A 20,504-nucleotide genomic window follows, 5' to 3' on the forward strand; every position below is an offset into this window, starting at 1 on the left:
AGGTCTTGGTATCTTAGTATAAATTATTTAAATGATTGGGAATGGAAAAATTGCAGCTTATTTCTTTGCACATTTAGCATAAGAATCTGTCAACACCGCTTTTTCATACCCCAAAGCTACTGCTTTATTCAAATTTTCGCAGGCTTCTTTAAGTTTGGAAGTGTCTAACAAAATCATGGCTTTGCTCACATAAGATTGCGCAAATTTCGGGTCTATCGAAATGGCTTTATTGGCATCGGTAAGGGCTTCCTTATATTTTTTCATTTTAAAATATACATCTGCACGTCCATTGTAAAGTAAGGATTCCGGTTTCTCTGCAAGAAGTGTATTATAATCTTTCAAAGCTCCTTCAAGGTCGCCGTTATTTTTTTTCAGGTTAGCCAGTCCGGTTTTTGCAAAAATATTATCGGGAGCAAAAGTGAGAATCTGGTTCAGGTCTTTGATGGCAAGATCCTTTTTACCCTGGCTGTCATAGATTTTGGAACGGGTAAGATATAAATCAGGCGTTTCGGCATTCACCTTAAGACCTTTTTCTATATATTCCAATGCCTTTACCTTATTCCCTTTCTGGCTGTAAAGTGATGACAGGTTTACATACACAGAAACCGACATAGGATTTGCTTTTAAAGCAGAGTCATAGGATTTAAAAGCCTGAGCAGTCTTTCCAAGTCTTCTCTGAGCGGTCCCGAGATAATCGTAATATTCTGACTGAAATTTCTGGATCTGCTCTTTCTCTGCCAGTTTTAAATACTGCTCTTCGGCACATTTATAATCAGCCTTTGCAAAGCATTCTTCAGCCAGCTTTTTATTCTGGGCGTAAAAATTGAGAGATAAACAGAGGGAAGTTACTAGTAATAAAGTTTTTTTCATGAGGTTATAGATTGTTTATTGATCACTTTCTTGGCGAGTGCACCAAATATCACTCCCAATAAAGATCCAACAAACGCCCCCACCAAAATATCTATCGGGAAATGCACTCCTAAATATATACGGCTGTAGGAAACCACTATAGCCCATACAAATATAGCATATGGAAACCATTTAAGTTTATTTTTTAATAAAATACTTAAAAAGGCAGCCAAAAAGAAGGTATTGGAAGCATGGGCAGAATAAAACCCAAACTGTCCGCCGCATTTCACAATTCTCATGTGATGTTCCAAAGTGGGATCATGACAGGGTCTAAGCCTTGCCACACCATATTTGAAAACACTTGCCAACTGGTCAGAAACCGTTGCACCAATGGCCAAAAATATAAGGATAAAAACTAATGATCTTAGTTTATGATTTTTGTATAAAAAATAGAGAAATATAATATAAAGAGGTACCCAGATCCAGGTACTTGAAATCAGCATCCAAAATTGGTCGAAAGATGAATCGCCCAAATTATTAAGGTAAAGAAATACCTTCTTATCTTCCTGAATAATCTCCTCCATACCTTATCTGCTTACAGGTCCCTCGTAGGTATCATCATCTGCAGGCTTCGGTTTCGGAGGTTCATTAGAAGCAAGAGAACCCGGTTCTGTAAGAATATCTTTCTTGATATCATTCATAGGATTGAAATCTTTTGCAGCATCTTTTACTTTTTCAATTTCACGCTTGATTTCAGAAACAGGATTATCTGTTTCCTTCATGATTTCAGTTTTGATATCTTCTACTGCTCCACGCATTTTTCTAACGCCTGCACCTAAGTCACGCGCAATCTGAGGAAGTTTATCCGGTCCGAATAATACAACAATTGCAATGGCAATGAGTGCCATTTCTCCAATGCTTAATTCCATTCGGTAAAATTACGAAAGATTATTACATTTATTTACTGTAAACGAAAAATTTAAACAAATTTTAAGATTTTATAAAAATTCAGAGTTTTGAGTTGCGGGTTGCCAGTTTATTTTGTCACTGGTTAATTGGTTGATTAAAAATAAATATCATAAATCCAATAAAAAATTCATTATTCACCTGCAAAGCAAAATTCACCCCTTACCTATATTTCACAGAATATCCCCCTAATCCTTAATCCCTATTACCTAGAACCTAATATCTGCTACCTATCACCTATTAATTAACAAATACTTAATTCAAAACAATGAGAATTACGCAACAATTCCGTATATTTATGATACACAATCCATTAAATATTTATTATGAAAAAACTATTGACTACTTTTAAAGTTGTCGCTGTATTATCGGTATTGGCACTCCACAGCTGCCGTAACGAAGACAACGAAATTAATCAGCAGGAAACGGCTCAGGCTAGGGTAACAGCAGATGATCTGAAAAAGGAAATTACTCCTCTTCCATCACAGGTTGTCCCGGATGCAGTACAACTTCAGCTAAATGAATCCGGAAAAAATCTTGAGACTTATCTGAAAAATGATTTACAGATTGCCAAAGTGACTGTATTGGGAAAAATTTCAACCCCAAAAGGTATTGAGCTTTCTAAAAGTCTGATTGCCGATAAAGACCAGTACATTGCATCCGGGAACATTATGGATCCATCTTCTGTAAAAATCGGAAAGATTGGTGATCTCTATAGCGGTGACGACCTTACAACAGCACAGCAGGGATTAAAAGAAGCCATCACTGAAGAAGTGAAGTCTGGCACCAATGTGATGGAAGTAACCTGGAACAGCAAAAACGGAAAATTTACCACGGTATGTTTTTACAATGATTCAGGAATTATCTGGGATAATATCTTCGGAGGCCTTATCATGATGGATACCCGCGGGAATTCGGAAGCTTCCAACAATAATCAGTCAGCAAAAGTAGTTTCTACATGGTATAAACAGTGGTGGACCGCCAACTGGCTATGGGGTTCTAAAAGAGGTGAAGCAGGATATCAGATTACTATTTATTATTCCGGTTCTACGGTTTCCAATGCCGATGTAAGTGACTGGGGATATATCAGTTTAGGGAAAGCAAAAAGTGAGAGCAAAATCACCAAGAAAACAGGAGCTTACGGACAATGCCGTTATGCTTTAGGACTTTGTACTCCTACAGGTTCTTTAAGTTTTAATTCCAGCAATTTCTCGGTGTCATTCTCAGGATTGGGCAGCAATATTGTAAGTAACGGGACAAAATCCCTTTATCCATAACAATTTTCATAAAAATCAGATTTTAAGAGGAACGGGAAGCTCGCTGAGCTTCCCGTTTTTTTATTGTCAAGGATTTATATTTCTGAATTTCATCAAGCATCAGCTTTTGATTTCAGGGCTTCTATTGCATTTTCTTTTAACCCAAAAGTATTAACTAGTATTTCGTACAATTGCATTTCATTTTCTATTGATATGGATTCTTTCGCGCCATTATCAGAACGGATATTCAGTACACGATCTGTATAAGTATAACGGACATTCTCATCCACTTTTGAAAGGATCAGTTTGTTCTTAAAGTGAGAATCCGGGTGGGTAGACAGATACCAGTTGGAAATATCAAGATCAGCAGCTTCTACATGCTCCAGTATAAAACGATATACCGGAAGCCATTGCTCTTTCCACATCCAAAGTGTATAGGTCTCTCCTTGATGGGAAATTTTAAATATCCCATTGGGTGTTTGCTGCTGTTCCTGTTCATCTAAAAGTATAGGTGTCGTAAGTGTTGCTGTACCAAATCCGCAATCTGCTACGTACTTTTTCCCTTCAAAATCAACAATAAGCAATAGATGGGTCTGCGCAGCAATGCTGTCTTCCTGTCTTCCCCATACTACCCTTCCCATCTGAAGCTTTACACTGAATCCTAAATATTGTAATACCTCGCTTAAAAGCAGGTTTTGCTCATAGCAATATCCTCCTCTGGAGTCTATAACCAGTTTTTTGAAAATATCATTTACCTCTAAAGAAGGAACTGTTCCTGTATAAGAATCAATATTCTCAAAAGGAATATACTTGGGATGCAGCTGATGAATTTTCCTTAATGTTTCAAGGTTTGTTTCTACCTCTCCGGAGTAATGAATCCGCTCTAAATATTTTTCTATTTTTAACTCATCCATGATATCAACTTTAATAATAACATAAGTTCAATTACAATTTACATAATTTTTGAAACAGAGCCGCAAAAAATAAGGTTAAGATGCAAATTCACCTTAACCTTATTATTTTGTTTATTTAATATCTAAAAATAGAATTATATTTTCTTCTGTTTCTGAAAAGCAGAATAAGTAACCACCACACTAACAGCCATTAAAATAAATGCTAAAAAGAAGGGGGCTCCTGAAAACTTAAATGGCGCTTCTTCGTGGGTAAAAAAGTAAAACAGATTCGTCATCATCGGAGGTCCGATAATGGATGTAGCACTCATCAAACTCGTTAATGCCCCTTGAAGTTCTCCCTGTTCATTGGAAGGAACGCTTTTCGTAATGACAGATTGCAAAGCCGGACCACAGATTCCTCCTAAACAGTATGGCACCAAAAATACAAACATCATCCATCCTTCAGAAGCAAAAGCAAACAACAACATTCCTACAGCATAGAAAGCCAATCCATAATAGATACTTTTCTGCTCTCCCAGCCTTGGTGTCGTATATCTGATAAGACCTCCCTGTACAAGCCCTACCAATAAGCCTACTACTCCTAATGAGATCCCCACCATTCTTTCTGTCCAGTTGAACTTATACATTGTAAAGAAGCTCCAGTTGCTCTGTACAGCGTGACCTGCGATATAAATCAATATTAATGAAAAAATAAGTCCCGAAATTTCAGGGTGTTTTCCTAAAAACTTAAATGAGCCTATAGGATTCGCACGCTTCCAGTTAAACTCCCTTCTTTTATCTTTATCCAAACTTTCAGGGAGGATGAAGTATCCGTAAAGAAAATTAAGCAGGCACAAGCCCGCAGCAGCATAGAAAGGAACTCTAGCACCATAATGCCCAAGAACCCCGCCCAGAACCGGACCTATAATAAATCCGAGCCCAAAAGCCGCTCCTATCAATCCGAAATTTTTAGCTCTGTCTTCATCTGTGGAAATATCTGCAATATAGGCGCTGGCAGTCGTTACACTGGCACCCGTAATTCCGGCAATGACCCTTCCTAAAAACAGCCACCATATCGTGGGAGCCAGCGCAAGGAAAATATAATCTACTGCAAAACCGAAAAGGGAAATCAGGATAATAGGTCTTCGTCCATATTTATCACTCAGATTCCCGACAAGCGGAGAGAATATAAATTGGGTAAATGCGTAGGCAAATCCCAGCCATCCCCCATATTTTGCAGCTTCACTGATGTCTGCATGAATGAGTTCCTCAATCAATTTGGGAACCACAGGAATGATGATTCCCCATCCTGTAATATCGATCAGTAAAGTAATAAATATAAAGCCTATGGCCGCTTTTTTCCTTGAATTTTCCATGATGGTGCAAAATTAATCAAATCTGGAAAATAATGATTCTAAATTTCACTGTATTAAAGAAGTATAACATCAATAATATATAAAATGTGCAAAAACATTTGTGGAGACATGACTATCTGGTAGTAAGAGATCAATTTGGAAAGTAAATGGACAATACATAAAGAGCATAAAGAGCATAAAAAAAGCCTTTCTTTCGAAAGGCTTTTACTAATTTATTGTAGTTTGTATTACTTTGAAGCAAGTTCTTCTTTCGAAGAAGTGGTTCTTCCATGAACCTCTTCTTCTTTTCCTGTTTTCAGGAAGTCATAAGCAATTGCAGACGCAATAAAGATGGATGAGTAAGTACCGAATCCAATACCTATTAACATAGCAAACATGAATCCTCTCAAGTTATCACCACCAAAGATGAAAATCGCAAGGATAACCAAAATTGTAGTGAATGAGGTGTTGAATGTTCTACCCAATGTACTTGAGATAGAGTCATCAAATAAACCTGCTAATGTTAAAGATTTTTTCTCTCTCAGGTATTCTCTAATTCTGTCGAAGATAATTACCGTATCGTTGATTGAATACCCCAATACTGTAAGAATCGCAGCAATGAAATCCTGATTGATTTCCATGTTGAACGGCATATATTTGTGAAGTAATGAATACGTTCCTAAAATAATAACCGCATCGTGGAATAAAGCTGCAACCGCTCCAAGAGAGAACTGCCACTTTCTAAATCTGATCAAGATATAAACAAAGATCATTGCTAATGCAGCTAATACCGCATAGATACCGTGAATCTGGATATCATCAGCAACAGAAGGTCCTACTTTCTCAGAAGAAACAATACCTGCATGGTCTTTATCAGCAGATTTGAAATCTTTCAATGTTGTTCCTGCCGGTAAATTTCCTTTTAATCCTTCAAATAATTTTTGTTCAATAATCTGGTCAGCTTTTAAAGATTCATCCTCGATAAGATAATCCGTAGAAATCTTCAATTGTTTGCTGTTCCCGAAAGTTTTAGCTTCTACAGAAGAGTTTTTACCGTCTTCAGTTTTGAATAAAGCTACTAATTTATCTTCAACATCTTCAGCTTTTACATCTTTATCAAATCTTACCACGTAGTTTCTACCACCAGTAAAGTCGATACCGTATTTGAAACCGTGAGTTGCGATTGAAACAATACAAATAACGGTAAGGATAGCAGAAACGATGTATGCATATTTTCTCTTTCCAATGAAATCGATCCAGGTATTTCTGAATAAGTTCTTCGTAGCCGGAGTCCAAACAGAAAGACCTTTTCCTTTATTTAATCTTGAGAAGATCATCACTCTTGAAAGCAATACCGATGTGAATAATGTCATCAAAATACCGATCATCAACGTCAATGCGAAACCTTTGATAGGTCCTGTTCCGAAGAAGAACAATACAACTGCCGTTAAGAATGTCGTAGTGTGACCGTCAATAATCGCGTTCAATGCATGTTTGAAACCATCTTTGTAAGCTTCAAGAATACTTTTTCCAGCGAATAATTCTTCTTTAGTTCTTTCATAAATGATAACGTTCGTATCGACGGCGACGGCCATCGTAAGAACGATACCTGCGATACCTGGAAGCGTAAGCGTAAAGTCTCCAGAATCCATGATACCGAAAATATAGAATAAGTTGATCACCATCGCAATTACCGCATAAACACCAGCTCCACCGTAGTAGAAAATGATATAAACGATGATAATTCCAAATGCAATCAGGAATGACATTAAACCAGAGTCAATAGCTTCCTGACCTAAAGATGGTCCTACAACGGTAGCCTGAACTACTTTTGCTCCTGCAGGTAATTTACCCGCACCTAAAACGTCTACCAGTTCTTTAGCTTCCTCCTGAGAGAAGTTACCAGAAATTTGAGTTCTACCGTTAGGAATAGCGTTTACAACGTTCGGAGCTGTATATACTCTGTTATCAAGAGTTACGGCAACCGGTTTTCCTACGTTTTTCTCTGTTAAAGTTTTCCATTCTTTTGCTCCTTTGGAATCCATCTGCATGTCTACCACTACTCTGCTCAGCTCATCATAGCTGATATTAGCAGTTTCAACAGCACCGTCTACAGGAGCTTTTTGATTGATGTTACCTCTGATCGCATACAATACTAAGCTTTCGCTGTCTGTAGCCTCAGGTTTGTAACCCCACATGAACTGTGTATATTTAATATTAGAAGGACGTAAAGACTGACCTACTTTGCTATTTAAAATTTTGTTTACAACTGCAGTGTCAGATAACTTTACGTTAGCAACACCATTAGTTCTTAATTTGTCAAGCTGTAAAAGGTTCATGAAGTTCACATTCTTTGCAACCCCCATAGAATCTCCTTTTGCAGCAACCATAGTTGTCAAAGTCTGGAAATAAGGTGCAATTTCAGGAACTTGCTGTACTTCCCAGAACTGAAGTTTTGCAGAAGTCTGAAGCATTTTCTTCACTTTATCGATGTCCTTCATACCAGGCATTTCAACAGAAATTCTAGCAGTACCAGGAACTCTCTGAACGTTCGGCTGGATGGCTCCAAGCTTGTCAATTCTCGTTCTGATTACCTCAAAAGCTGTTCCTACAGATGCATCGATTTTTCTTTTAACAATACTTTTCACCTGATCATCAGGTGTGTTGTACTTCACCTCAGTAAGGGTTGTTGTTCCGAAAATATCCGGATCTGCCAACTTAAGGTTGGTACCTTTAGCTTTGTTAACAACATCAAACTGATCGAAGAAGTTATCGATGTAAGATCTTGTAGAATTCTTCTGTACTTCATCCGTTTTGTTTAAAGCCTCAATAAGAACAGGATTTGTAGAATAATTAGTTAAATCATTCACAAGATCTCTTTGGTTGATTTCCAAAAGAACGTTGATCCCCCCTTTAAGGTCAAGACCAAGTTTCATTTCCTTGTCTTTGGCTTTAGTGTAATAAAGTTTTGTGAATCCTAGATTCAAAGTATCCTTAGAAAGTTTAGCAATTTCTTTCTGATACTTTTCCGGATTGTCTCCTGCAATAGCAGTTGCCTGCTTTTCAATTTTGCTGGCGTACCATGTTGGTAATAGCTCGTTTAAGCAAATCAACCCTAGTACAATAGCGACAATTGTAATAAGTCCTTTTCCTTGCATTTTGTTATAACTACGTTAAATTAAGTCGGCAAATATAATGATTTTCTTGTATTTTATGAATTTTTAACAACAGAAATGGTTTATTTTCAGATATATTGGTATTCTGATTTCTATTTAAGATTTAACAATTTTTTCCGACTATCCTAATGAAGTCTTCAAATCCGATTGGTATAAAATTTTCATTCATATTTTCAACACACTAAATATCAAAATATTATGAAAAAACTACTTTTTACCCTCAGCATTTTTTCTTCCTTAATCGTTAATTCTCAAAGCATTAATTTGGATGAATTTGTCACAGGATTAACCAGTCCTGTAGAGATCACGAACGCCAATGACAGCCGGCTTTTTGTTGTACAGCAGAACGGTATCATTAAAATTATTCAACCCAACGGGACAATTAACGCAACTAATTTTCTGAATATCACTTCAAAAATTGTTTTTGGTGGTGAAAGAGGTCTTTTGGGACTGGCATTTCACCCACAATACTCTACCAACGGGTATTTTTTTGTGTATTATAACAATCCTTCAGGAAATATTATCGTTGCCAGGTACAGTGTAAGTTCAACAGATCCAAATGTAGCCGATCCCGCTTCCGAAAAAATCCTGCTGAACATTCCCAAGCCATTCGACAATCACAATGGAGGAAGTATTCATTTTGCGCCTGACGGAAAACTCTGGATCATCACCGGAGACGGAGGAAGTGGCGGAGACCCGAATAATAATGCCCAAAATAAAAATATATTATTGGGAAAAATGCTCAGAATTGATGTGGACGCTACCGGTCCCTACAACATCCCTCCAGACAACCCTTTTGCAGGAGCCGGCGTAGACGGTGCTGATGAAATATGGGCGTACGGCCTACGAAACGGCTGGAAATTTTCTTTTGACCTTACCACAGGGAACGCTATGATCGCTGACGTGGGACAGGGAGCCATAGAAGAAATCAACAAAATGCCTATTACTACGGCTGGATTAAACTACGGCTGGCGATGCTATGAAGGGAATAACGCCTTCAATACAACAGGATGTGCCGCACAGTCTACGATGACCTTCCCTATTGCCGTATATGATCATTCCGGAGGGAAATGTTCCATCACCGGAGGCTATGTTTATAGAGGAACCCAATATCCTTCACTTCAGGGGAAATATTTCTTCGCAGATTACTGCTCTACCCAAATCGGAATTCTGGATACCAATAATGCTATAACATGGACCTCTCCTTCTTCCGGAAACAACTTTTCTACTTTTGGAGAAGACTATCAAAAAGAATTGTATGTAGCAGCAGTAACCAGTGGAAAAATTTTTAAAATATCCACAGGTACTTTAGGCACTCAGGAAAATACTTTAGGCAGTATCAAAGTATACCCGAATCCTGCTTCAAAAGAGCTTTTCATTGAGGGGATTAAAGATAAAAAAGCAACGTTGGAAATCATCAGTGCTGAAGGAAGAGTCGTATTGGAAAAAGATCAGATCAGTAATAGCAAAAGTATTGATATTTCCGGAATCCCTGCCGGGGTCTATTTTATCAATCTAAAATCTGGAAATCTGAAGTCTTATAGTCAGAAATTAATTATTAAATAAAGCAACTTACTCATGGAGATGCTTCGATTTTGCTCAGCATGACAGCTATTCCATTATAAGTGTCATTATATGAGCACTTCAACTAAAATTTTAAAGCAAATAAAAAAGCGGTTCAAATCTGAACCGCTTTTCTTTTATATTGTCATCGAGAAAATCCTCGTTTCCGGTTTATTTCTCAACATTCTCAGGTCAAAAACCATAGCAACATTTCTTGTAAAGGCTCTTCCTGCTTCTGTAATTTTGATTTCAGTTCCGTTGATCTCAACCAATCCGTCATTTTCCATCTCTTTCAGCATTTCTAATGCATTATCAAGCTCAGGGAAAGAATTGTTGACATCGAAGGTGGTTTCAAGCTGGCACATAAGGTTCAGAATATGTCTTCTTACAATCAGATCCTCTTCATTCAGAACATGTCCTTTCACAACAGGAATTTCACCCTCTTCAACCATTTTCTGATAGTCTTCCACCGTTTTTACATTTTGAGCAAAAGCATACCAGGAATCTGAAATAGCAGACATCCCAAGTCCTACCATCAGCTGGGTATTGCTGGAAGTATACCCCATAAAGTTTCTGTGAAGCTTTTTATGGATCAGAGACTGATACAGATCATCATGCTCAAGAGAGAAATGATCCATCCCTACTTCAATATATCCCAGATCCTCAAGCAGTTTTTTACCATCTTCATACAAACGGCGCTTTTCTTCCCCGCTTGGCAGGTCATTTTCATCAAAACCTCTCTGTCCCACTCCTTTCACCCATGGCACGTGTGCATAAGAATAGAAAGCCAGTCTGTCGGGTTTCAGCTCCATTGTTTTTCTGATCGTGTGCTCCATTGCCTCCCAGTTCTGGTGTGGCAACCCGAAAACAAGATCATGGCTGATTCCTCTGTACCCAATTTCCTTCGCCCATTCTGTCACATTTTTCACATTTTCAAAGGGCTGAATTCTATTGATCGCTTTCTGTACTTTAGGATCGTAATCCTGAACGCCAAAGCTTACTCTTCTGAAGCCAAGATCATACAAAGTGTGAAGATGTTCCTTCGTCGTATTGTTCGGGTGGCCCTCGAAAGAAAATTCGGGGTGTTCTGCAATATCTACGGTTGAAAAGATTCCTTCCAATAATGTTCTTAGATTCTCAGGAGAAAAAAACGTAGGTGTACCTCCTCCAAGGTGTAATTCTTTCAGTTTGGGTCTTTCTCTGAAAAGATCAAGATACAGTTTCCATTCTTTTAACACACTTTCCAGGTAAGGTATTTCAACACTGTGCTGCTTGGTAATACGCTTATGGCAAGCACAGAACGTACACAACGCCTCGCAGAAAGGTAAATGGATATAAATAGAAATCCCCTCCTCAGCATTACTCTCATGAAACGACCTGATTACGCTTTCCTTCCATTTCTCCGGTGAGAATGATGAATCCTCCCAATAAGGAACAGTAGGATAAGAAGTGTAACGGGGTCCGGGAATATTATACTTATCTATTAAAGAGTTCATTTTGAAAATTAAAATTTTATACGGGTATGAAATTTAACATAACAAAAATTTCATCCTACAAAATTAACTATTAGTTATGAATTTTAGCCTATGAATTATATTAGGTTCTATTTTATAATGAGTCTAAATACGTATGATCAGGCTTTTGACAAATAGTGATAAATTCTATGACTTATATTTAAAATTTTAATTTCATGACGGCAATCTTGCCATTTCCTGCAAGAACCACACTGTTACCATCTATCCATTGGCAGACAAAGAATCCTTTTTCATCGGAAATTTTCTTCCATGTTTTCCCAAAATCTGAGGAATAGCTGATGTGCTTGTCTCCTACTGCAATCATCTCTTTCCCTTTCGTCCCGGGTTTTATTTTCACACAGGTTGCATATCCTGCATTCTTTCCAGAAGCTTGAATCTGCCAGGTTTTACCTCCGTCATTGGTGGTGGCAATATTATTGACATTAGCATCCTGTTTGGTATAATCCCCTCCTGCTGCAATCCCGAAATAGTCATCATAAAAATCAATAGAATACATTCCCTGAGAAGATTCTCCCTGTACAAATGGTGTATTGAAAACTTCAATTTTTTCATCTTTCAGATTCATTCTTAAGATTCTGGAAGCTTTTCCTCCTGTTGCAATCCACAGATATTTTTTAGTTGATGAAATATTGGTATTACTGGCTGCGAAGGCTGCTTCACCATCATTCAATGATACATTGTTTTTAAACATGCTCCATTTTCCTTCTTTATACACCGCCATTTTCAGCAGATGGTCTTTATCTGCATCGCTGAAAGTGTAAGCAAGCTTATCATTCACAAAGTGCAAAGCATCATAAAAAGCTGTTTTTGCAGTATCTTTAAAAATAACCTGTGATTTCAGATCTTTTTTATCAATTTTAAAAAAACGGGCAGGACTTTCAATATTGATGGCATAAAAAGAAGTTTTGTCCTGAGCTAATGTTCTGAACTGAAGTTTGTCATCAGATAGTTTTATCTGCTTTTGATTTTTATAGTCTTTGAGATCTACAAAACCGAATTTGGAGTCTGTACCACTGTACCAGACTTTATGATCATACAGTTCCAGTGCTCTGATACTGATTTTCTCAGTAAGAATTGTTTGCAGGCTTTCCACCTGTTGGGAAAACGCTGTAAGTCCTGCGGACAGAAATAAAATGGAAAAAATCTTTTTCATATACTATTTTAAGACAAAAAAAACCGCCGAAGCGGTTTATATTATGATTAATCTTGGTTCTGATATTTTTCAGGATTGTTAAGCTTACTGTTTGATTTTCCATAAAGGAAGTATACCAAACCACCTAAGAACAACCATACAGCAGAAAGTTCCAATGCATGAGCACTTAAATTAAAAATCAAATAAATATTGATAAATACTCCCAGTGCTACGACTACTTTATAAGCCGGAACTTTGAAAGGTCTGATCAAGTTAGGTTCTTTTTTTCTCATCACCCAAACTGCAATACAAACCAGTGTAAACGCAAACAGGGTTCCAAAACTTGTCATATCTGCCAATGTAGAAATCGGTGTAAATGCAGCGATCAAAGCCACTACAATTCCTAACAAAATAATTCCTTTGTAAGGTGTTTTTGTTTTTGGGTGAAGCTGACCAAAGAATTTAGGAATCAATCCGTCTTTTGCCATTCCGATGAAGATTCTTGACTGTCCCATCATCATTACCATTACTACAGAAATTAATCCTACAGTAGCAGCGATGGTTACCACATTACTCGCCCAGTGCTTGCCTGCAATTTCAAAAGCATACGCTACAGGAGCTTTTATCGCATCAGGATATTTTCCTTCCGGGTTAAAGTCTGTATAATGCATCATCCCTGTCAATACAAGAGAAACACAGATATATAAAGCTGTACACACCAATAATGAAGCAATAATCGCAAAAGGAACATCTTTTTTAGGATTAATAGCCTCTCCTGCCTGTGTAGAAACAGCATCAAAACCAATGTAAGCAAAGAAAATAGCTGCTGCTCCGGAAATAATTCCTTTAATACCGTAGGCAGAGACCAGATCTCCTTCAGAGTTTCTAATCTTTACCGGATCCGGAATAAAAGGTTTCCAGTTTTTAACACCATCTACAGCGTTATAAAGATCAGTATTAGAGAAAATAATATATATTCCGGCAATAATTACAAAGATAACAGCTGAAGTTTTCATCAAAACGATCAGGTTGTTAGCTCCCGCAGCTTCTTTAGTTCCTTTTACCAATAATGCGGTAATCAAAAGAACAAGAATAAAGGCAGGCAGGTTCATAGAAAAACCATCTCCCGTATAACTTGAAGGATCTGACGTCAGATAAGCAGGTAAATGAATGTTGAAAATTTTCAAAAATTTGTTGAAATATCCGGACCAACTCACGGAAACGGCCATACTCGCCATGGCATACTCCAGGATGAGACACCACCCCATGGCCCAGGCAAAAATTTCCCCTACTGTTCCGTATGCATATGCATAAGCTGAACCTTCTACAGGAATAATGGATGCAAACTCTGCATAGCATAATGCAGCAAAAACGCAGGCAATACCTGCTATGATAAAGGAAATTGCAAGTGCAGGTCCTGCATGATAATAGGCTCCCGTTCCCGTAAGAACAAAGATTCCACCACCGATGATAGCACCCACTCCAATTGCTGTTAAACTCCATTTTCCAAGGACTTTCTTCAGCTCACTTTTCTTCATATCTGCCTCATAGGCACTTAGTGGCTTTTTAACCCAAATTTTCGACATGTTTTTTTATTTATTAAGGATTTACGAAAATATAAAAAATTTAGAGACTCTCACGTTAATCGTTAAAAATTCATCATTTATTTTACATTAAAAACTTTAAAAACCTGACCAGCACCTCATTCAAAGTATTTTAATAAGTCTTAAATTTTCTTTATTTTTGATAACATGAATATATATGATCTTTTCGTAAAGCCCTATGAAAACTACGATGCTCTACAGATTATACTGGAAGCTGCGGGGGCAATTTTCGGAACCTTGAGTGTGTATTTTTCGATTAAAAAAAATATATGGGTATATCCTACCGGAATTATTTCTACGCTGATCTATGTCTATATTCTTTTCAATTTCGGATTATTGGGAGACTGTCTGATCAATGTTTATTATTCTGTGATGAGTGTCTACGGATGGATTTTGTGGGCAAAAAATTCCGAAGACAATGTTCACGTGGAGGTTACCTGGGCCACTAAAAAGGAATGGATCTATGCCACCCTCCTTTTTATCCTCAGTCTGGCACTGGTTACTCTTATTTATTATTACAAACCTTATATCGATAATCAGTTTTCTATGGAGGGAGCCAGTTTAGGATTGTATCATCTGGACTGGGCCAATTGGATGGATGTTTTTACCACTTCAATATTTTTAGTAGGAATGTGGTTTATGGCCAAACAGCGCATTGAGAACTGGATTTTCTGGATTATTGGAGATCTTATTTGCATCCCTATGATGATTTTTAAGGGACTTGGGATCACTTCGGTTCAATATTTGGTATTTACTATAATGGCTATCTTAGGATACCTTAATTGGAAAAAAAGTTTTAAAGAAAAAAGTACAATAAAGTCATGAAAAATTTATTAAAAATAGCATTCAGTATTTTTGCTATTACCAGCTTAACATCTTGTTTAGCATATACCGATGGATACGGAAGCAATAATGGTGGTTATGGATACGGTGATCCCTATTATAACAACGGATATTACTATGCTCCTTCCGGATATTACGGAACTGGCGGGTATTACGGTAATGATGGCTATTATTACAGAAACAACGTTAATTACTACTATGATAATGGCATGCCTTATTATTATGATAATTATAATAACTCCAGAAGAAAAGTCTACGTAGAAAGAAGATCTACTGCTTCTTCAAGACCTCAAAATGGATTCCAGAATACACGTACGACCAATAGCAACGGTTCATATAATAACGGCGGAGGTTTCAACAATAATAGTAACAGAACCAACAATGGCGGATTCAGAAACCAAAACAGCGGTTATCAGAACAACCAGGGAAATCAGAATAGCCAAAACAATGGATTCAGAAACCAGAACAGTGGTGGATTTAGAAATCAAAGCAGCGGTATTCAGAATACTCAGGGAAGCCAAAATAACAGTGGATTCAGAAATTCTGAAAGCAGCACCAGATCAGAATCTTCCGGTGGCGGATTCAGAAACAGCTCAGGCAGCCAAAGCAGTGGCAGCAGTGGTTCAACCAGACAACAGAGCAGCGGAGGCGGCTTTAGATAAAACGATTATAAATAAGGAAACGAACAGCTAACACTGTTCGTTTTTCATTTTAAATATATTAATTTTGCTTCTTCATTTAACAAGAAAATATGGAATTTTATAAATATCAGGGAACAGGGAATGATTTTGTAATGGTAGACAATCGTGATCTGCAATTTACTAAAGATAAGGAGAGTATTGAAAAATTATGTGACAGACGTTTCGGAATAGGAGCTGACGGTCTTATTCTATTGGAAAATGATCCTGGCTATGATTTCAAAATGGTATACTACAATTCTGATGGAGGGGAAAGTACCATGTGTGGAAACGGCGGAAGATGTCTTGTGGCATTTGCTTTTTTCCTGGACATTTTTGAAGATAAATGCAAATTCATTGCTACTGACGGGGAACATGAAGCCGAAATCCATAACGGAATCATTAAATTGAAAATGATCAATGTAGATACTGTTTCACATGATGGAAATGACTTTGTTCTGAACACCGGATCTCCCCATTATGTAAAATACGTAGACAATCTGAAAGATTATCCTGTTTATGACGAAGGATATGGCATCAGAAATTCTAAAAATTATAAAGAAAAAGGAATCAATGTCAACTTTGTAGAAAAAATTTCTGATCATGAAATTTTTGTAAGAACCTATGAACGAGGCGTTGAGAACGAAACTTACAGTTGTGGAACAGGAGTTACAGCTTCTGCTTTAACTTTTCTACAAAAACATAATCTAACCTCTGTAAAAGTTAAAACTTTAGGTGGAAATCTTAAAGTATATGCTGAAAAAAGTGGTGATGCATTCCAGAATATTTGGCTGGAAGGTCCTGCAAAGCAAGTTTTTAGAGGTAAAATAGATCTTCTTTAAAAACAAAAAACTTTTAATCAACATTTAATAAGAATGAAAAAAGCTATTCTCATTATCATTCTGCTGGTTTTTGTAGCTGCAGGATTTTTTGGTTTGAGATTTTATAATAAATATTTAGGAAACAACGTAGAAAAGGACGGGTATGTTCTGATTCCTCATAGAGCAGGTTTTAAACAGATCCTCGACTCTATTGCTCCTTATATTAAAGACAGGGAATCTTTTGAAGCTGTGGCTAAAGAGAAAGGTCTTGATGCCAATTTTAAAGCCGGGCGTTATCACATCGAAAGCGGAACGGGAAACAAAAACCTTGTGAATATGATTAAAGCGGGTAATCAAACAGCAAATTCTTACAGAATCGGAGATTTTGGAGATATGTACCAGATGATCGGCAAGGTGACCAAAAAAACAGAAATTGATTCATTACATTTTGTCAATGATCTGGATGCAGTGGCACAGGAGAAAGGCTATAAAAATCTTGAAGATTTAAAAAAATATTTTTTCATTGATACTTATAAATTCTTCTGGACAGTAAGTCCGAGAGAATTCTTCGCAAAGTTTGAGAATCAGTATAATGATTTCTGGACAAGTGAAAGAAAAAATAGAGAACAGCAATCCGGTCTTACAAGAGATCAGATCTATGCTCTGGCTTCTATTGTGTATAAGGAATCAGGAGGAAAGAAAGATGAAATGAAAACGATTGCAGGATTGTATTTAAACCGTTACAGAAAAGGCATGAAACTTCAGTCTGATCCTACGGTAATCTATGCGATCAATAAGCAGACTAATTTTAAAGAATCTATTAAAAGAGTATTATATAAGCATTTGTCTACACCATCACCTTATAACACTTATGCCAATGCAGGTATTCCTCCGGGACCGATTTGTGTAGTGGATAAGAATTCAATAGATGCTGTTTTAAATGCGGAAAACAACAATTATATATTTATGTGTGCTGATCCGGCAAGATTTGGATACCATAAGTTTACAGCAAGCGCTGAAGAGCACGCTGTGAATGCAAAGGCTTATCAGAACTGGCTGAACTCAAAAAATATAAAATAAGCTTAGAAAGCACCTAAAAATTTATACAGCTAGAAAAATAATAAACGACCATAATGTTTTAAATATCAAATTGATATGGATATGAAAAACATTAAGGGTTATTCTTTCACGATTTTATACAAAAAAATAACCTATGAAGAATAAGACAGAAATTGTCAATATTTTCACAAAAAAAACTTTAGGACTAACCCTGGTACTTTCGGCGGCAGCACTGGCTTTTGCACAGGATAAGGCAGGCGTTTCAGGGACTATTGTCAACAAAAAAAACCAGCCGGTTCCTTATGCCTCAGTCACATTTAGCAATAAAGCGACCAAGTCATTGAGCGATGCCGTACTGACAGATGAAAAGGGACAGTATAAGCTTCAGCTTATGCCAGGAGATTATGACATTACAGTAGAGGCGATTGATTACAAAAAAAGTGTAATCAGCAAAAACATTACAGCAGCAGGCAATATCGGAGCATTATCTATTGAGCCTGAAGCAACCTCAACTGTTGACGGGAAAACAAAAGAAATTCAGGGTGTTGTTATCACCGCTTCTGCAACCAAAGCATATAAAGTAGAGCTCGACAAAAAAACGTACGATCCTTCACAGGACATTGTGAGCAAAGGAGGAAATCTTCAGGATGTTTTAACCAATGTTCCTTCAGTTTCTGTAGATACGGACGGAACTGTTTCTATGAGAGGGAATTCCAATGTGAAATTTTTGATCAACGGAAAGCCATCTTCCCTTCTTGGAATAGATGACGGAGCTAATGCATTGCAAAGTATTCCAGCTGATCAGATCGAAAGAATTGAAGTAATTACCAACCCTTCTTCCAAATTTGAAGCAAGTGGAACTGCCGGTATCCTGAATATCATTCTTAAAAAGGATAAGAAAATGGGCTTCAATGGTACTGTAACCGGAACTTTGGGCTATCTTCCAAGAACCAATCTTAACGCCAACCTTAACTGGAGAAAAGGCAACTGGACATGGTTCCTGAATGGCGGCGGCGGCTATCAGAAAAACGAAAGTACCATGAAAAATACGACGACAAGAAAGGATGACATCAACAGCCTGGCTTCTGATGCATTCCCTTTTACACAGTATTCTCAACAAAATGGTAAAACAACAAGAGAAAGTGACACTTACAACGTTACGGCAGGTTTCACTCATGATTTCAGTGATAAAACTTCTATCAACTTCTCAGGAATGATCAGAAGTTTTGACACCGATCAAACAGGTCTTAATTCTTATAATGAAAGGCAGTATACTACTCCTACTTCTGGTGTAAGCAATGTTTTAAGAGAAAGAAACAGCTACGGAAACAATAAAAACCTGGCCACTCAGTTTGACTTTGGGCTTGACCAGAAAATTGGAGATAACGGACAGTTATTATCTGCATCTGCAAGTTACCAGACGAATAAAACAGACGGAACCAATAAAATTGTCCAGAGAACATTTATTCAAAATATTTTACAGCCTCTTGGCAACATTACTAATAATGTAAGCACAGATTCTAAAACTGATACATTCATCGGAAAAATAGATTATGAACTTCCAATAGGTGAAAAATCTAAATTAGAAGCTGGAGCACGTTATGATTATAATAGAAATACCTACAATTATTTTGTAGATCAAATTAATAATGGACAGCCTGCATATACAAGGTATGATTTTACAAGTAACACGGTATATTCTGAAAAGATTTTGGGACTTTATGCTCAGTTTAAAAGTAAAATCGGAGAAAAATTTGCTTATCAGTTAGGATTAAGAAGTGAAACTTCAAAAATTGATGTCAACTTCCAGAATTTTGATATAAACGGAAATCCGGCAAATACTCCGGAAGTCAATAAGAACTATACCAAGTTTTTCCCTTCTGTATTTTTAAGCTATGATCTGGCGAAAAACAATCAGATCTTGTTAAATTATTCAAGAAGAATCAATCGTCCGAGAGCTTTTTCTTTGATTCCTTTCATGTCTTTTGATGATGACAGAAACTATTTCAGAGGAAATCCTAACCTTAATCCAACGTACGAAAACTCTTTTGAGCTTGGATATAACCTTTCGAATAAAAAAATCACCTTCAACCCGACTTTATATTTCAGAAAGTCTGAAGATGAGCAAAACAGATATCAGTATATAGATCAGACAGGAGCCGTAAACACAATTCCTTTTAACGTAGGAACAGAAACCAATTACGGTTTGGATCTTAACGGAACTTATGACCCATTCAATTGGTGGAAAATCATGCTTTCTGCTGACCTTTACGGGTATAAAAATACAGGAAGCTACAACTTATTCCCTGATAATCCGAAAACCTTCAATGATTTTTCTGGTTCAGGTTTCTCTTACAGAATTCGTTTTAACAATACCTTCAAGCCTACCAAGAACTTAAGCTTTCAAATCCAGAGCTTCTACAGAGCTGCTGAGAAAACTGCCATGAATAACCGTAAAGCGATGTATGGTATAGATTTAGGGGTAAGCCAGACGATCTGGAAAGGAAACGGAATTATCGGATTCAATATCCGAGATATCTTTAATACAAGAAAAATGAAAAATTTCTCTGATAATGCACAGTTTACCAGGGAAATGGAGATGCAATGGCAGCCGAGACAATTTGCTTTGTCTTTCACTTACAAATTCAAACAGGGTGAAAAGGTTGATGCCAAACCAAAAGTTAAAAAAGATATTAACTCCAATACAAAAGGAGACGAAGAACAAGGCGGTGGCCCAATGTAATACAACAAAAATCCCGAAAATTACTTTTCGGG

16 protein-coding genes are annotated in these 20,504 nt (G+C 37.1%); 7 read left to right on the forward strand and 9 right to left on the reverse strand.

All coding sequences use genetic code 11. From position 1 onward, the window contains the following. Nucleotides 1–57: 57 nt before the first annotated feature. The 3 genes from DBR39_RS20250 to DBR39_RS20260 are packed head-to-tail and all read right to left on the reverse strand — an operon-like array spanning nt 58 to nt 1,778. The gene (locus DBR39_RS20250) at nt 58–870 is read right to left on the reverse strand and encodes a tetratricopeptide repeat protein (RefSeq protein WP_124536122.1); all 813 of its coding nucleotides are present in this window, start codon (nt 868–870) and stop codon (nt 58–60) included. Then, nucleotides 867–1,433 carry a phosphatase PAP2 family protein gene (locus DBR39_RS20255; protein ID WP_103234495.1) on the reverse strand — a complete coding sequence of 189 codons (567 nt, stop codon included), beginning with the start codon at nt 1,431–1,433 and terminating at the stop codon, nt 867–869. The genes DBR39_RS20250 and DBR39_RS20255 overlap by 4 nt, the downstream gene beginning before the upstream one ends. A gap of 3 nt (nt 1,434–1,436) precedes the next feature. Then, entirely contained in the window at nt 1,437–1,778 is a 342-nt protein-coding gene (locus DBR39_RS20260; RefSeq protein ID WP_124536124.1) for a twin-arginine translocase TatA/TatE family subunit, read from the reverse strand. A 363-nt stretch (nt 1,779–2,141) separates the two neighbouring features. On the opposite strand from DBR39_RS20260, the gene DBR39_RS20265 reads away from it, so the two are divergent. Next, nucleotides 2,142–3,092: a hypothetical protein gene (locus DBR39_RS20265; protein WP_124536126.1), complete on the forward strand. Its 951-nt coding sequence runs from the start codon at nt 2,142–2,144 to the stop codon at nt 3,090–3,092. Nucleotides 3,093–3,184: 92 nt separating this feature from the next. On the opposite strand, the gene DBR39_RS20270 is transcribed toward DBR39_RS20265, so the two are convergent. The 3 genes from DBR39_RS20270 to secD form a co-directional block, all read right to left on the reverse strand. Next, entirely contained in the window at nt 3,185–3,985 is an 801-nt protein-coding gene (locus tag DBR39_RS20270; protein WP_124536128.1) for an arylamine N-acetyltransferase family protein, read from the reverse strand. A gap of 134 nt (nt 3,986–4,119) precedes the next feature. Next, nucleotides 4,120–5,340: a TCR/Tet family MFS transporter gene (locus DBR39_RS20275; RefSeq protein ID WP_103234499.1), complete on the reverse strand. Its 1,221-nt coding sequence runs from the start codon at nt 5,338–5,340 to the stop codon at nt 4,120–4,122. Nucleotides 5,341–5,567: 227 nt separating this feature from the next. Then, the gene (secD, locus tag DBR39_RS20280) at nt 5,568–8,477 is read right to left on the reverse strand and encodes a protein translocase subunit SecD (protein ID WP_124536130.1); all 2,910 of its coding nucleotides are present in this window, start codon (nt 8,475–8,477) and stop codon (nt 5,568–5,570) included. Between the two features lie 216 nt (nt 8,478–8,693). On the opposite strand from secD, the gene DBR39_RS20285 reads away from it, so the two are divergent. Then, nucleotides 8,694–10,061: a PQQ-dependent sugar dehydrogenase gene (locus DBR39_RS20285; RefSeq protein ID WP_124536132.1), complete on the forward strand. Its 1,368-nt coding sequence runs from the start codon at nt 8,694–8,696 to the stop codon at nt 10,059–10,061. Nucleotides 10,062–10,195: 134 nt separating this feature from the next. On the opposite strand, the gene hemN is transcribed toward DBR39_RS20285, so the two are convergent. From hemN to DBR39_RS20300, 3 genes are all read right to left on the reverse strand, one after another. Then, nucleotides 10,196–11,554, reverse strand: a complete 1,359-nt coding sequence (gene hemN, locus DBR39_RS20290) for an oxygen-independent coproporphyrinogen III oxidase (protein WP_124536134.1) — start codon at nt 11,552–11,554, stop codon at nt 10,196–10,198. Nucleotides 11,555–11,732: 178 nt separating this feature from the next. Beyond that, entirely contained in the window at nt 11,733–12,746 is a 1,014-nt protein-coding gene (locus DBR39_RS20295; protein ID WP_124536136.1) for a WD40/YVTN/BNR-like repeat-containing protein, read from the reverse strand. A gap of 47 nt (nt 12,747–12,793) precedes the next feature. Next, nucleotides 12,794–14,311: an amino acid permease gene (locus DBR39_RS20300; RefSeq protein ID WP_124536138.1), complete on the reverse strand. Its 1,518-nt coding sequence runs from the start codon at nt 14,309–14,311 to the stop codon at nt 12,794–12,796. A gap of 165 nt (nt 14,312–14,476) precedes the next feature. On the opposite strand from DBR39_RS20300, the gene pnuC reads away from it, so the two are divergent. The 5 genes from pnuC to DBR39_RS20325 all read left to right on the forward strand — a co-directional run bounded on the left by pnuC (nt 14,477) and on the right by DBR39_RS20325 (nt 20,472). Beyond that, nucleotides 14,477–15,154 carry a nicotinamide riboside transporter PnuC gene (gene pnuC, locus DBR39_RS20305; protein WP_124536140.1) on the forward strand — a complete coding sequence of 226 codons (678 nt, stop codon included), beginning with the start codon at nt 14,477–14,479 and terminating at the stop codon, nt 15,152–15,154. Beyond that, complete coding sequence (locus DBR39_RS20310; protein WP_124536142.1) at nt 15,151–15,834, forward strand: hypothetical protein; 684 nt, start codon at nt 15,151–15,153, stop codon at nt 15,832–15,834. The genes pnuC and DBR39_RS20310 overlap by 4 nt, the downstream gene beginning before the upstream one ends. A gap of 89 nt (nt 15,835–15,923) precedes the next feature. Further along, on the forward strand, nt 15,924–16,691 hold the full coding sequence (gene dapF / locus DBR39_RS20315; protein WP_124536144.1) for a diaminopimelate epimerase: 768 nt from the start codon (nt 15,924–15,926) through the stop codon (nt 16,689–16,691). Nucleotides 16,692–16,724: 33 nt separating this feature from the next. Then, nucleotides 16,725–17,750 carry an endolytic transglycosylase MltG gene (mltG, locus tag DBR39_RS20320; protein ID WP_124536146.1) on the forward strand — a complete coding sequence of 342 codons (1,026 nt, stop codon included), beginning with the start codon at nt 16,725–16,727 and terminating at the stop codon, nt 17,748–17,750. Nucleotides 17,751–17,883: 133 nt separating this feature from the next. After that, on the forward strand, nt 17,884–20,472 hold the full coding sequence (locus DBR39_RS20325; RefSeq protein ID WP_124536147.1) for a TonB-dependent receptor domain-containing protein: 2,589 nt from the start codon (nt 17,884–17,886) through the stop codon (nt 20,470–20,472). Nucleotides 20,473–20,504 lie beyond the last annotated feature (32 nt).

It is taken from the genome of Chryseobacterium sp. KBW03 (assembly GCF_003852415.1).
GTDB lineage: Bacteria > Bacteroidota > Bacteroidia > Flavobacteriales > Weeksellaceae > Chryseobacterium > Chryseobacterium viscerum.

Bases quoted from the DNA above. Each gene is read 5' to 3' on its own strand.
- DBR39_RS20250 (WP_124536122.1), bottom strand. From the start codon at position 870: ATGAAAAAAACTTTATTACTAGTAACTTCCCTCTGTTTATCTCTCAAT.
- DBR39_RS20255 (WP_103234495.1), bottom strand. From the start codon at position 1,433: ATGGAGGAGATTATTCAGGAAGATAAGAAGGTATTTCTTTACCTTAAT.
- DBR39_RS20260 (WP_124536124.1), bottom strand. From the start codon at position 1,778: ATGGAATTAAGCATTGGAGAAATGGCACTCATTGCCATTGCAATTGTT.
- DBR39_RS20265 (WP_124536126.1), top strand. From the start codon at position 2,142: ATGAAAAAACTATTGACTACTTTTAAAGTTGTCGCTGTATTATCGGTA.
- DBR39_RS20270 (WP_124536128.1), bottom strand. From the start codon at position 3,985: ATGGATGAGTTAAAAATAGAAAAATATTTAGAGCGGATTCATTACTCC.
- DBR39_RS20275 (WP_103234499.1), bottom strand. From the start codon at position 5,340: ATGGAAAATTCAAGGAAAAAAGCGGCCATAGGCTTTATATTTATTACT.
- secD (WP_124536130.1), bottom strand. From the start codon at position 8,477: ATGCAAGGAAAAGGACTTATTACAATTGTCGCTATTGTACTAGGGTTG.
- DBR39_RS20285 (WP_124536132.1), top strand. From the start codon at position 8,694: ATGAAAAAACTACTTTTTACCCTCAGCATTTTTTCTTCCTTAATCGTT.
- hemN (WP_124536134.1), bottom strand. From the start codon at position 11,554: ATGAACTCTTTAATAGATAAGTATAATATTCCCGGACCCCGTTACACT.
- DBR39_RS20295 (WP_124536136.1), bottom strand. From the start codon at position 12,746: ATGAAAAAGATTTTTTCCATTTTATTTCTGTCCGCAGGACTTACAGCG.
- DBR39_RS20300 (WP_124536138.1), bottom strand. From the start codon at position 14,311: ATGTCGAAAATTTGGGTTAAAAAGCCACTAAGTGCCTATGAGGCAGAT.
- pnuC (WP_124536140.1), top strand. From the start codon at position 14,477: ATGAATATATATGATCTTTTCGTAAAGCCCTATGAAAACTACGATGCT.
- DBR39_RS20310 (WP_124536142.1), top strand. From the start codon at position 15,151: ATGAAAAATTTATTAAAAATAGCATTCAGTATTTTTGCTATTACCAGC.
- dapF (WP_124536144.1), top strand. From the start codon at position 15,924: ATGGAATTTTATAAATATCAGGGAACAGGGAATGATTTTGTAATGGTA.
- mltG (WP_124536146.1), top strand. From the start codon at position 16,725: ATGAAAAAAGCTATTCTCATTATCATTCTGCTGGTTTTTGTAGCTGCA.
- DBR39_RS20325 (WP_124536147.1), top strand. From the start codon at position 17,884: ATGAAGAATAAGACAGAAATTGTCAATATTTTCACAAAAAAAACTTTA.